The organism is Mycobacterium asiaticum (genome assembly GCF_001673365.1).
Lineage (GTDB): Bacteria > Actinomycetota > Actinomycetes > Mycobacteriales > Mycobacteriaceae > Mycobacterium > Mycobacterium asiaticum_A.
Window position 1 is genome coordinate 36,650 of the sequence record NZ_LZLS01000211.1, and the last position, 12,103, is coordinate 48,752.

Annotated in this window: 10 protein-coding genes and 2 pseudogenes; 8 read left to right on the forward strand and 4 right to left on the reverse strand. The window is 66.0% G+C overall.

Translation table 11 applies throughout. The annotated features are described in order from the left end of the window. Position 1 precedes the first annotated feature (1 nt). A pseudogene (gene fadD2, locus A5634_RS24675) lies at positions 2 to 1,663 on the forward strand (long-chain-fatty-acid--CoA ligase FadD2); the annotation flags it as partial. A 238-nt stretch (positions 1,664 to 1,901) separates the two neighbouring features. On the opposite strand, the gene A5634_RS24680 reads toward fadD2, so the two are convergent. The 3 genes from A5634_RS24680 to A5634_RS24690 all read right to left on the reverse strand — a co-directional run bounded on the left by A5634_RS24680 (position 1,902) and on the right by A5634_RS24690 (position 5,874). After that, complete coding sequence (locus A5634_RS24680; protein ID WP_065146654.1) at positions 1,902 to 4,088, reverse strand: acyl-CoA dehydrogenase; 2,187 nt, start codon at positions 4,086 to 4,088, stop codon at positions 1,902 to 1,904. 68 nt (positions 4,089 to 4,156) lie between these two features. Further along, positions 4,157 to 5,272 carry an alpha/beta hydrolase gene (locus A5634_RS24685; protein ID WP_172831784.1) on the reverse strand — a complete coding sequence of 372 codons (1,116 nt, stop codon included), beginning with the start codon at positions 5,270 to 5,272 and terminating at the stop codon, positions 4,157 to 4,159. Next, positions 5,269 to 5,874: a TetR/AcrR family transcriptional regulator gene (locus A5634_RS24690; RefSeq protein ID WP_155769712.1), complete on the reverse strand. Its 606-nt coding sequence runs from the start codon at positions 5,872 to 5,874 to the stop codon at positions 5,269 to 5,271. Before A5634_RS24690 ends, A5634_RS24685 begins: the two co-directional genes overlap by 4 nt. Before the next feature lie 71 nt (positions 5,875 to 5,945). Between A5634_RS24690 and A5634_RS24695 the strand changes: the two genes are divergently transcribed. Continuing rightward, positions 5,946 to 6,530: a VOC family protein gene (locus tag A5634_RS24695; RefSeq protein WP_065146656.1), complete on the forward strand. Its 585-nt coding sequence runs from the start codon at positions 5,946 to 5,948 to the stop codon at positions 6,528 to 6,530. Next, positions 6,527 to 7,072, forward strand: a complete 546-nt coding sequence (locus tag A5634_RS24700; protein WP_065146657.1) for a hypothetical protein — start codon at positions 6,527 to 6,529, stop codon at positions 7,070 to 7,072. The genes A5634_RS24695 and A5634_RS24700 overlap by 4 nt, the downstream gene beginning before the upstream one ends. On the opposite strand, the gene A5634_RS24705 is transcribed toward A5634_RS24700, so the two are convergent. Next, positions 6,999 to 7,709, reverse strand: a complete 711-nt coding sequence (locus tag A5634_RS24705) for a TetR/AcrR family transcriptional regulator (RefSeq protein ID WP_065146658.1) — start codon at positions 7,707 to 7,709, stop codon at positions 6,999 to 7,001. The two genes, A5634_RS24700 and A5634_RS24705, sit on opposite strands and share 74 nt — an antisense overlap. An 89-nt stretch (positions 7,710 to 7,798) precedes the next feature. Here A5634_RS24705 and A5634_RS24710 point away from each other — a divergent pair, with 89 nt between their 5' ends. The 5 genes and pseudogenes from A5634_RS24710 to A5634_RS28800 all read left to right on the forward strand — a co-directional run bounded on the left by A5634_RS24710 (position 7,799) and on the right by A5634_RS28800 (position 11,939). Beyond that, positions 7,799 to 8,704 (forward strand): oxygenase MpaB family protein, encoded by a 906-nt coding sequence (locus tag A5634_RS24710; RefSeq protein ID WP_065146659.1) that lies wholly within the window; start codon positions 7,799 to 7,801, stop codon positions 8,702 to 8,704. Between the two features lie 83 nt (positions 8,705 to 8,787). After that, positions 8,788 to 10,374 carry a PPE family protein gene (locus A5634_RS24715; protein ID WP_065146660.1) on the forward strand — a complete coding sequence of 529 codons (1,587 nt, stop codon included), beginning with the start codon at positions 8,788 to 8,790 and terminating at the stop codon, positions 10,372 to 10,374. A gap of 10 nt (positions 10,375 to 10,384) precedes the next feature. Further along, positions 10,385 to 11,275, forward strand: a complete 891-nt coding sequence (locus A5634_RS24720; protein ID WP_065146683.1) for a class I SAM-dependent methyltransferase — start codon at positions 10,385 to 10,387, stop codon at positions 11,273 to 11,275. A 63-nt stretch (positions 11,276 to 11,338) separates the two neighbouring features. Next, a pseudogene (locus A5634_RS30375) lies at positions 11,339 to 11,674 on the forward strand (PPE family protein); the annotation flags it as partial. An 88-nt stretch (positions 11,675 to 11,762) separates the two neighbouring features. Then, positions 11,763 to 11,939 carry a hypothetical protein gene (locus A5634_RS28800; RefSeq protein WP_172831785.1) on the forward strand — a complete coding sequence of 59 codons (177 nt, stop codon included), beginning with the start codon at positions 11,763 to 11,765 and terminating at the stop codon, positions 11,937 to 11,939. Positions 11,940 to 12,103 lie beyond the last annotated feature (164 nt).

A 12,103-nucleotide genomic window follows, 5' to 3' on the forward strand; every position in this document is an offset into this window, starting at 1 on the left:
TATGCCTAACCTCAGCGACCTGCCCGGCGTCGGAAAAATCCAGCAATACGTTGAACGCGGCGCCGCCGAACTGCATTACGTCCGCAAAATTTTCGAGGCCGGTGCGTTTCGCATCGAACCGCCGCAGAACTATGCCGCGCTGGCCACCGGCATCGTCAAGTGGGGCGAATTCGGCATGCTGCCGGCGCTCAACGCCGCCCGCACCCCAGACCGGGCGGCGTGCATCGACGAAGACGGCGAGTTCACCTTCCGGGAACTCGACGAGGCGGCCCACGCGGTGGCCAACGGCCTGCTCGAGAAGGGCGTCAAGGCCGGGGATGGGGTTGCGATCCTGGCCCGCAACACTCGCTGGTTCCTGGTTGCCTACTTCGGTGCAGCTCGGGTGGGCGCCCGCATCATCCTGCTCAACAGCGAATTCTCTGGCCCGCAGGTCAAGGAAGTGTCGGAGCGCGAAGGCGCCCAGATCATCATTTATGACGACGAGTACACCAAGACCGTCAGTAAGGCCGAACCGGAGCTGGGCAAGTTGCGCGCGCTGGGCACCAACCCGGACAGCGACGAGGACTCGGGCAGCGAGGACGAGACGCTGGCCGACCTGATCAAGCGCAGCAGCAAGGATCCGGCGCCCAAGGCCGGCAAGCACGCGTCGATCATCATCCTGACCAGCGGTACCACCGGAACTCCGAAGGGCGCGAACCGCAGTACTCCGCCGACCCTGGCGCCGGTCGGCGGCATCTTGTCGCACGTGCCGTTCAAGGCCAACGAGATCACTTCGTTGCCGGCACCGATGTTTCACGCGCTGGGCTTCCTGCACGCCACGATCGCGATGTTCCTGGGCTCGACGCTGGTGCTGCGCCGGAAATTCAAGCCGCCGCTGGTGCTCGAGGACCTCGCGAAGCACAAGGCGACCGCCATGGTTGTGGTGCCGGTGATGTTGTCGCGACTGCTGGACGCGATCGAGAAGATGGACGAGAAGCCCGACCTGTCGCACCTCAAGATCATTTTCGTATCCGGTTCGCAGTTGGGTGCCGAGCTTGCATCTCGCGCGCTGAAAGACTTCGGTCCGGTGATCTACAACATGTACGGCTCCACTGAGATCGCGTTCGCGGCCATCGCCGGGCCCAAAGACCTGGAGAAGGACCCCGCCACGGTCGGGCCCGTCGTCAAGGGCGTCAAGGTGAAGATCCTCGACGACAACGGCAAGGAGAAGCCGCAGGGCGAGGTGGGGCGGATCTTCGTCGGCAACGCCTTTCCGTTCGAGGGTTACACCGGCGGCGGCCACAAGGAGATCATCGACGGCCTGATGTCCTCGGGCGACGTCGGTTACTTCGACGAGGACGGCCTGCTCTTCGTCAGCGGCCGCGACGACGAAATGATCGTGTCTGGTGGCGAGAACGTGTTCCCGGCCGAGGTCGAGGACTGCTTGAGCGGCCACCCGGACGTCGTGGAAGCCACCGCGATCGGCGTCGAGGACAAGGAGTGGGGCCACCGGCTGCGGGCCTTCGTGGTCAAGAAGGACGGCTCCGGTGTCGACGAGGACACCCTCAAGAAGCACGTGAGAGAGGAGCTGGCCCGTTACAAGGTCCCGCGCGAGGTGATCTTCCTCGACGAGTTGCCACGCAACCCGACGGGCAAGATTCTCAAGCGCGAACTGCGCGAGCTCGACGCCGAGGACAAAGACGAGGCCAAGGACAAGGCCAAGGAATTGTCGAAAGAGTCCGAAAAGCAAGGTTCGAAAAAGGGCTCGAAGAAAGAAGAGTCAGAAGACTCCGAAAAAGCCGAGTGAACCCAGGGCGCCGAAAGTGAACGCAGGGCGGAGATTCGACCGAATCTCCGCCCTAGGTTCACTCGCGAATGCGTAGCTTCACACTCGATGTCAGCGGCGTCCGCGCAGACCCCGGTTACGGGTCGCGGGGCAGGCCGAGCAGGCGCTCGGCGATGATGTTGAGCTGCACCTCCGAGGTGCCGCCGTAGATCGTGGTGGCCCTGCTGGCCAGTAGGTACTCGCCCCACTTGCCCTGCAACGTGTCGGGGTCGCCGATGACGGCATCGGAGCCGAACGTCGACACCGCGAACTCGGCGTAGCCCTGTCCGGTGCGCATCGACAGCAGTTTGGAGATCGCGGCCGACGGCATCGCATCACCACCGGCCAAGGTCAGCAGCGTGGAACGCAGGTTGAGCACCTTGGCCGCGTGTCCCTCGGCGATCAACTGCCCGGCGCGGTGCCGCGCCACCTGATCGAACTGCCCGTCCCGCACGAATTCGACGAACTGCGGCAGCGTGGCCAGGAAGTTCGCGTCGCTGCTGCCGATCGAAACCCGTTCTGCGGTAAGGGTATTGCGGCTGACTTCCCAGCCGCGGTTCACCTCGCCGAGCACGTACTCGTCGGGCACGAACACGTCGTCGATGTAGACGGTGTTGAACATTTCGTGTCCGGTGAGCTCTTTGAGCGGCTTGACCGTCACGCCCTCGCTCTTCATGTCGAGCAGGAAGTAGGTGATGCCATTGTGTTTTGGCGCATTCGGGTCGGTCCGGGCCAGGAGCGCACCCCACTGCGAGTACTGCGCGGCCGTCGTCCAGATCTTCTGTCCGGTGATGCGCCAGCCGCCGTCCACCCGGGTGGCCTTGGTGGACAACCCGGCCAGGTCCGACCCGGCCCCCGGCTCGGAAAACAGCTGGCACCAAATCATTTCGCCCCGGAAGGTCGGCGGCAGGAAGCGCTGCTTCTGTTCCTCTGTGCCGAACGCGACGATGGACGGGATGATCCACGCCGCGATGCCGATCTGCGGTCGTTTGACCCGTCCGGCGGTGAATTCCTGAGCGATGATGACCTGCTCGATCGGATCCGATGCCCGCCCCCACGGCCTGGGCAGGTAGGGCAGCACCCAGCCGGCCTCGGCGATAGCCACCGCGCGGGCCGCGCGATCCATCTGCTTGAAGGCGCTGACTTCACCACGGATCGCGGCGCGCAACTGTTCGGTCTCGGGGTCCAGATCGATGTCGACCGCGCGCATGCCGGTGGTGGTGGCGGTGTCCACCACTCGTTGCGGGTACTCCGAAGCGCGCCCGAAGCAGGCCGCCAGCAACAGCGCCCGGCGGTAGTAGACGTTGGTGTCGTGTTCCCAGGTGAAACCGATGCCGCCGTGCACCTGAATGCAGTCCTGGGCGCATCGCTGCGCCGCCGCTGGCGCCAGCGTGGCGGCCACGGCGGCCGCGAACTCCACGTGCTCGCTGCTCTCGTCTATCGCCCGCGCGGCGTCCCACACGGCGGCCGTGGCCCGCTCGGTGTCGGCGATCATCTCGGCGCATTTGTGCTTGATCGCCTGGAACTGGCCGATCGGCCGACCGAACTGCTCGCGAATCTTCGCGTAGCCCGAGGCGGTGTCGGTCGCCCAGCGCGCCACCCCCACCGCCTCGGCCGAGAGCAGCGTCGTCATCAGCGCGTGCGCGGCCGTCATGCTCAAGTTGTCCAGCACCACGTCGTCGCCCACCTCGACGGCGTTGGCCCGCACATGGGCGACGGGCCGCAACGGGTCAAGACTCGGCACGGGTTCGATCTCAAGCTGCTCGGAGCGCAGCACCACCCACTCTTCGCCGCTGTCGATGGCTACCGGCAGCACCAGGATGGTGGCCTGCGCGGCGGCGGGCACCGCCCGGACTTCGCCGCGGATCACCAGCACTTGGCTTCCGTCCGGGCCTTGGCGGGTGGCGGTCAGCCCGGAGTCCAGCGCGTAGGCCGCGATGGCTGCGCCGGAGGCAAGTTCGGCAAGCACCTTGGCGTCTGGGTCGTGCGCGGAGACCAGCGCGCTGGCGATCGCCGACGGCACAAATGGACCGGGCACGGCTCCGTAACCGAACTCGGCCAGCACGATGGCCAGCTCGAGGATGCCGTAACCCTGCCCGCCCACCGATTCGGCCAGGTGCACACCGGCCAAGCCCTGCTCGGCGGCCGCCTGCCAATAGGGCGGCGGGTTCGGGACCGGTGTCTCCATCGCTTCGTGCAGCACCTCCGACGGCGCTACCCGCGCCACCAGGGACCGCACCGAATCGGCCAGGTCTTGATGTTCAGGGGTTATTGCGATCGGCATTGGTTGCCTTCCCTCGCCTTGGTGGGTTCAGTTGCAAAACTAACAACCAGTCGGCTGGCGTACGACAGCTAGGCCCACCGAGCAGCGATCCATTCGGCAATGGTGTCGGCCTGCTCGTCGCGTGCCCCCGGGGTGGTGAAGTAGTGGTCGGTGTCGATGGCGGCCTGCGTCTTGTCGGTCCCGGCCAGCGCGTCGTAGATGCGTTTGGCATCCGATGGAAAGACACCTGTATCGGCCTCGGCGTTGATCACCAGCGCCGGGCAGGTGATGCGATTCAGGTGCGGCTCGGCCCGGGTCTGCGCCACGCGCAAACTCCACATACCCAGCCAGTTGCGCAGCGTGCAGGCCGCGGCGATGCCCTGCGCGGAACGGTTGGCCTTCACCGGGACTCCGGCGTAACACGAATTAGCTTGGCGCTTCGTGGGTTCGATGGTCGGATCCACCATGCGTGGGTCTGCCCAGGTGCGGGTCACGCTGAACGGCCGGTCGGAAAAGCCGGCGGCACGAATCCGGGTGAGTTCGTGCTCGGCCCAGTCGGTGATGGCGTGGTTGCGGGCATGCTGCGCCGCGCGGTAGCGCTCGATGAACTCGGGCGAATACGGCGGTCCGTTTCGTTCGTCGAACAGGTCAAGGTCGGGATCTGTTGCGGTGGGGTCGTTTTCGTCGATGACGGCACCGTCCATCCAGGCGGTCAGCACATCCGGGCGCCCAGGGTGGGCGGCGGTGGCGACATAGCCGTCGGCGGGGAGCAGTTCGGTGACGCCCGTCGCGGGCCGCATGCCTGCCAGTGGTGTCACGTTCGGGTCCACCGCCTGGGACTGGTAGGCCGACATCAGCGAGCCACCTCCCGAATTACCCAGCAGCAGAACTGTTTCCACGCCCGCGACCTCGCGCAGCCAGCGCACCCCGACCCCGATGTCGACCAGGGCGTGATCGAGCAGAAAGCTGCTTTCAAAGCCGCGGAAGCGGGTGTTCCAGCCCAAGAACCCGATGCCGCGGGCGGCCAGGTACTCCGCGATGTAGTGCTCGGAGAAGTCGATCTGGTAATGCGTGGCGATCATCGCCACCTTTGGCCGGTCGCCCGCCGCGCGGTGGTAGAGCCCTTGGCAGGGATGTCCGCCCGCACCCGCTCGCGCGGCGGTTTGGGACGGCAACCCGATGAATTCGCGGCTGATATCAGTCAATTGGAGCGATCCTCCTGGCAGTAGATGGCCCGGTAGTAGATGTTGGCCAGCGTCTGGATGCAGGCCTGATCGTCGCACTCCGGGGACCGGGTGAGCTGGATGTAACAGAACTGGTTGAACATCGCCACGATCGCCTCGGCCAGTAGCTGCGGGTCATCGCCGGCGCAATATCCTTGCCCCTGAGCGCGTTTGACCGATTCTGCGATGAAAGTGAGTGGAATCGCGCACATCTCGGCCCAGTACTGCGCGAAGTCGTCACTGACCATCGCCAGTTGCGACACGCTGATCATCTCGGCCAGCCGGTGCCGATAGGTGTGCCAGTGTGCGGCCGCCGCCTGGTGCGCGCGTTCGCGGTCGGACAAGCCGTGCTCGGTCACCGAGAGCGCACGTTTGTTTGCCTCGTCGCGGAAGCGCAGCGCCCACTGGCGGACCATCGCTTCTTTGGAGTCGTAATAGTTGTAGAACGACGCCGCCGACCGGCCGGCTTCGGCGGCGATGTCGGCGATGGTTGTTGCCAGAATTCCCTTGCGTGCGATCACTGTTCGCGCGGCAGCGTCGATTGCGGCTTGAGTTTGCCGGCCACGCTGGGTTGGGAACGACACCTGCGCCTTCCTGGAACGTACCTGAATCTGATGTTAGATTCAGGTTTGGATCTTAGGTAGGAGGCGCGAACATGATCAAGCCGTACAACGCCAACACCGAGTTCGAGCTCGGCGGAATCAATCACGTCGCGCTGGTGTGCTCGGACATGGAACGCACCGTCGACTTTTACAGCAACACCCTCGGCATGCCGCTGATCAAGTCGCTCGACCTACCCGGCGGTGCGGGGCAGCATTTCTTCTTCGACGCCGGCAACGGCGACTGCGTCGCGTTCTTCTGGTTCGCCGAGGCGGCCGACCGGGTGCCCGGCATTTCATCGCCGGGTGCGCTACCGGGGCTGGGGGACATCACCAGCGCGGTCAGCACCATGAACCATCTCGCCTTCCACGTGCCGGCGGACAAGTTTGACGCCTACCGGCAGCGACTGAAGGACAAGGGGGTTCGGGTCGGTCCGGTGCTCAACCACGACGAGAGCCCGATGCAGGTGGCCGCCACGGTGCATCCGGGCGTGTACGTACGCTCCTTCTACTTTCAGGACCCTGACGGCATCATGCTGGAATTCGCTTGCTGGGTCCGGGAATTCAACGAAGCAGACACGCCCGCGATACCCAGGACCGCGGCCGACCGGCGACCGCCGGTAGCCGCCGGCCCAGTATGACCGAGGCCATCCTGTCCGACGACCAGATCGCGGCGCTGTCACCCGAACAGCGACGGGAGTTGATTTCGCGGCTCGAGGCGCCCCTGAGCGAGCTGGAGGACCCGGCCGTGCTTGCCCGGATGCGGCGCATCCGGCTTGGTCTGATCGTGGGCGGCCTGGTCGCGATGATCCCGTGGATCGGTTACCTCGCCTGGACGCTGCCGCAGAAGTACGTTGCGCACAACTGGCCGGTCACCTGGGTCGGCTTCGACATCCTGCTGCTCGGGTTCATGGCGGCGACGGCGCTACTGGGTTTCAAGCGTCGTCAGCTGTTGATCCTCACCGGGTTCACCACCGGAGTGTTGTTGATCTGCGACGCCTGGTTCGACATGATGACCGCCGGGCCCGAGGATGCCGCTTTGTCGGTGATCACCGCGGTGCTTATTCAGGCACCGATGGCGTTTCTGCTGATCTCCGGGGCACTGCGGCTCATGCGTCTGACGTGGATGCGCCTGTGGCTTCATCCAGATATGCGTCTGTGGCAAGTGCCGCTGATGCCCTGACCGGGGGCCGGTACAGACTTGGCTCGGTGAGCTCGAGGAGCAGCGAGGCGAGGTGATCGGCGAGGTCGTCGGGTTCCATCTGGACATCGCCGGCGAGCCAGGCGCTCAGCGTTTGCCCGACACCGCCGACGGCGAAGTGCGCGCCCGCCTTGACGCGATCGTTCTCCGGCGCCCGCATCGAACCGATGACGTGCTGGCCGGACAGTAGTGCGAAGAACGCGATCGATTCCGTGCGCTTGCGCATCACCACGGCATTGGCGACCTTGGTGCTGAACAGCAGGCGCCCGATGCGGACATCGCCGGCGATGGTGCGGACCAGTTCGGCCATGCCGGCGCGCGGCTGCTGGTCTGGCGGGACCCCGGCGGCCGCCGCGGTGATCTTGCCGGCCAGGCCGGCGATAACCCAGTCGTAGATCTGACCGACAAAGTCGTCCTTGTCGGTGAAGCTTTCGTAGAAGTACCGGGCCGACAGCCCCGCGCTCTGGCACACGTTGCGGACGGTGAGCTCGGCGGCGTCCTGATCCTCGGCGCCCAGCAGGTCTAACCCGGCGGACAGCAGCTGGTTGCGTCGCGCTGCGAGTCGCTCGACCGCGTCGACGCCGCGGTAGGGCCGCGCGCTTGCTGCTTCGCCAGTCATAGGCACCCATCTTGACATCAGCGTGGAACCCGGGCCAGTATCGGGAAACAGACGTTACCAGATTTTCTGGCAAAAGCCGGGGGTTGACGATGACGATTGAGCAAACTGCTCGCCAGGTGATACCGCACGTCGAGCGGCCCGTTTCGGACCCGCCGCGGCCTCAGTCGGGGCGCAAGCGCCGGATAGCCGAGGACTACGGGTTGATGGGCGTGGCGCTGTTGGCCGGTCCGGCCAACGTGATCATGGAGTTGGCGCGCCCTGGCGTGGGCCACGGCGTCGCCGAGAGCCGTGTTGAGAGCGGGCGAATCGACCGTCACCCGATTAAGCGGGCGCGTACCACCTTTACCTACATCGCGGTTGCCAATAACGGCACCGACGCCCAGAAGGCGGCCTTTCGGCGCGCGATAAACCGCGCGCACGCGCAGGTCTACTCGACACCGGACAGTCCGGTGTCTTACAACGCGTTTGATCCCGAACTGCAGCTGTGGGTGGCGGCCTGCATCTTCAAGGGCGGCATCGATATCTATCGCATCTTCGTCGGCGAGCTCGACGAAGAGGAGGCCGATCGTCTCTACCGCGAGGCGGCGGCGGTCGGTAGCACGTTGCAGGTGCCGGAGGAGATGTGGCCCGCGGACCGGGCCGCCTTCGACAAGTACTGGCAGGAGTCGCTCGACCAGATACACATCGACGACGCCGTCCGCGAGTTCCTGTATCCCATCGCGGTAGCCCGGATAAAGGGCGTGTGGTTGCCGAGCTGGATACGCGAACCCATCGAAAGTCTCAACCTGCTGATCACCTCCGGCTTCCTGCCCCAACGGTTCCGCGACGAGATGGGACTGTCGTGGGATGACGGCAAGCAGCGAAACTTCGACCAGCTGATGGCGGCGATCGCAGCGGTGAACAACCTGATGCCCAAAGTGATTCGGCAGTTCCCATTCAACCTGACCCTGTGGGACCTGGATCGCCGGATCCGGAAAGGCCTGCCGCTGATCTGAGCCGCGCTGGCCGCCCTATTGAAAACGATTATCAAAACCAGTAATCTCCAAAGCCGGAACTCACCGGTGGAGGTTTGGTACGGATGGCCACGATGTGGATGGCGTCACCGCCCGAAGTCCACTCGACGTTGCTCAGCACCGGTCCCGGCCCCGGCCCGTTACTCGCTTCCGCTGCCGCGTGGTCGGCGCTGAGCACCGGGTACATCGAGGCGGCCGACGAACTGCTGGCGCTCCTGGGCGGAGTCCAGGGCGGGGCATGGGAGGGGCCGAGCGCTGCCCAGTATGTGGCCGCCCACGTGCCGTATCTGGCCTGGCTGAACCAGGCCGGCACCAAGAGCGCCGGTGCCGCCGTCCAGCACGAAACCGCGGCCGCCGCGTACACGACGGCACTGGCCACCATGCCGACCCTGATCGAGCTCGCCGCGAATCACGCCATTCACGGCGTGCTGGTGGCGACCAACTTCTTCGGGATCAACACCATTCCGATCGCGCTCAACGAGGCTGACTACGCGCGGATGTGGGTCCAGGCGGCCACCACCATGGCGACATACGACGCCGTAACCGGTACCGCTGCGGCGGCGACGCCAGTCACCGGCCCGGCGCCGGAAATCGTCCACTCCGACGACGATGGCCATGACCATGACCATGAGGAAGGCGGGGGTCACGAAGACCATGACCACGGGGACCCCACCGCGCTGGATTACATCGTGGCCGACCTGTTGCGCATGGTCACCAACGGCCAGCTCAACTGGGATCCGCTCGAGGGCACCCTCAACGGAATCCCCATGGAAGACATCACCGACGCCACCCAGCCGCTGTGGTGGGTGGCGCGCTCGCTGGAATTCGGCCAGCAGTTCGAGACCTTTGTCCAGCAACTGTTCACCAATCCCGCGGGCGCACTGGAATACGTGGTCGAACTGGCCGAATTCGACTGGCCTACCCACCTGGCCCAGCTCATCCCGGTACTCCAATCCCCGCAGCTGATCGCCGCCGCGATGGGCGGCGCCATCGCCAACCTGGGTGCGGTCAGCGGCCTGGCGGGGCTTTCCGGACTGGCCGCCATCGGACCGGCAACCATCCCGGTAACTGCTCCGGCGGCGACCGCAGCGCCGTTGCTGCCGGTGGCCGGGTCGGCGCCGAGCGTTGTGGCGTCGGGCGCAACCGCGGCCCCAGCGCCCATTACCGCCACCGCGACCAGCACCGTTGCCAGCGCCGCCCCGACACCACCACCGGCCGGTGCTGCTCCGGGCGGCTTTGGGTTTCCGTTCTTGGTGGGCGGCGGCCCGGGCATCGGGTTCGGCTCCGGCATGGCCGCCAGCGCCAGCGCGAGTGCCAGGAGGAAAGCGTCCGAACCCGACTCGGCGGCCGCTTCGGCCGCGGCAGCCGCGCGGGAGCAAGCCCGCCGGCGGCGGCGCCGACGCTCGATTCAGCGTGAATACGGCGACGAGTTCGCGGATATGAACGTGGACGTCGACCCGGACTGGGGAGCTGTCCCGGAGACGGCGTCCACCGCCTCGGGCGGCGGCGCCGGAAATATGGGGTTCACCGGCACGGTGCGCAATGCATCGGCCGAGGACGCGGCGGGTCTGAGCACGCTGACCGAGCCGGAATTCGGCGCCGGGCCCACGGTGCCGATGCTGCCAAGTACCTGGAGTGTCGAACACCGCTAGCCTGGGTTGGGTGCGTAGTGAAGGCGACAGCTGGGACATCACCACGAGCGTCGGGTCGACGGCGCTGTTCGTAGCGACCGCGCGTGCGTTGGAGGCGCAGAAGCCCGACCCGTTGGCCGTGGACCCGTTTGCGGAGCTGTTCTGCCGGGCGGTCGGCGGTTCCTGGGCAGACGTGCTGGACGGCCAGGCGCCCGATCACGAGCTCAAGAGCGACGACTTCGGTCGGCACTTCGTCAACTTCCAGGGTGCGCGTACCCGGTATTTCGACGCCTACTTTGAGCGGGCAGCCGCGGCGGGCGCGCGCCAGGTAGTCGTCCTGGCCGCCGGACTGGACTCGCGTGCCTACCGGCTGCCCTGGCCGGACGGAACCACGGTCTTCGAGCTGGATCAGCCGCAGGTGCTGGAATTCAAGCGGGACGTGCTCGCCGATCACCAACCGCGCGCTGAGCGTCGTGAGATCGCCGTCGATCTGCGTGATGATTGGCCACAAGCGCTGCGGGACAGCGGTTTTGACCCTACCCAGTTTTCGGCATGGATCGCCGAGGGCCTGTTGATCTACCTTCCGGCCGCGACGCAGGAGCAACTGTTCACCGGTATCGACGCGATGGCCACCCTCGGCAGCCACGTCGCCGTCGAGGACGGCACCCCGCTACCTCCCGAAGTGTTCGAGGCCAAGGTCGAGGAGGAACGCGCAGCGGCCGAAGAGCGTCCGTTTTTCCAGCTGGTCTACAACGAGCGCCATGCCCCGGCCGCCGAATGGTTCGGTGCGCACGGTTGGACGGCGATCGGGACTCCGCTGACCGACTACCTGCGCGAAGTGGGTCGTGAGACACCGGGTCCAGACTCCGAGGCTGCGGAGATGTTTGCCCGAAACACCCTGGTGAGCGCAGTGAAGCCGTAGCACTTCGCTGGAACTTCGGCGCGACGGCATCCGACTACTTCTAATGTGCCGTCCAATGTGTCGGTGCCGTGGACGGCATTTCAGCCCGAGATTCGTTCGGCCCAGCTCAGTGGCGGCCCAGGACCCGCGGGCTGGCTGGCGGCGGCGCAGGCGGGGCGGGGCCCCACGGCCGCGCGGTACTCGAGCGCGTATCCGCCGTATCTGTCCTGGCTGAAACGGACCAGCGCCACCAGCGCCTATGCACATTTGCCCGGCTCTGCGCGACAGGTCGCCCGCGTGGGGCCGGACGATCGGCGTTTGTCGCGCAGAGCCGGGCAAACGCGCACATGTCTGCCTCTCCAGCACGAGACCGGGGCGGTGCTGCTCGCAACGAACTTCTTCGGGATCAATACCCGTCCCATCGCATCCCAGCGCAACCGGCACAATCGCAGCCCCCAGGCGGTCACCGACACAGCCGTGTCGTCGAGGCCGCGTGCGGTTCGCGGGAGTGCTGGGCTTCGCCGGAACGCTGAGCCGCGCGGTGTCCGGCAGGCGGATCGGGCTGGCGGCGCTGACCGCCGACGGCGGGGGCAAGAGCTCGGTCGAGCCGAGGCTGCCGGACACCTGCCGAGCGGCGCAGGTGCAAGTCGACCCCGGCATTGTTAATGAAAATCATATTCAGTAAGCTGCGTACGTTGAGGGCCCAGTCCCCGGGAGGTGTGGAGATATTGCTGGTCAGTGGCATCAGAGCGGTAGTCCGTGTGGCGAATTGCACCCATTCGGCCGCCTCGACAGTTAGCTTAGGGAATGCTAACTTCGTGTGGCTAACGACGAGCAGAATTCGCCAAT

Coding starts and splice junctions, on each gene's coding strand:
- A5634_RS24680 (WP_065146654.1), bottom strand. CDS start 4,088: ATGCCGATCGCAATAACCCCTGAACATCAAGACCTGGCCGATTCGGTG.
- A5634_RS24695 (WP_065146656.1), top strand. CDS start 5,946: ATGATCAAGCCGTACAACGCCAACACCGAGTTCGAGCTCGGCGGAATC.
- A5634_RS24700 (WP_065146657.1), top strand. CDS start 6,527: ATGACCGAGGCCATCCTGTCCGACGACCAGATCGCGGCGCTGTCACCC.
- A5634_RS24705 (WP_065146658.1), bottom strand. CDS start 7,709: ATGACTGGCGAAGCAGCAAGCGCGCGGCCCTACCGCGGCGTCGACGCG.
- A5634_RS24710 (WP_065146659.1), top strand. CDS start 7,799: ATGACGATTGAGCAAACTGCTCGCCAGGTGATACCGCACGTCGAGCGG.
- A5634_RS24715 (WP_065146660.1), top strand. CDS start 8,788: ATGGCCACGATGTGGATGGCGTCACCGCCCGAAGTCCACTCGACGTTG.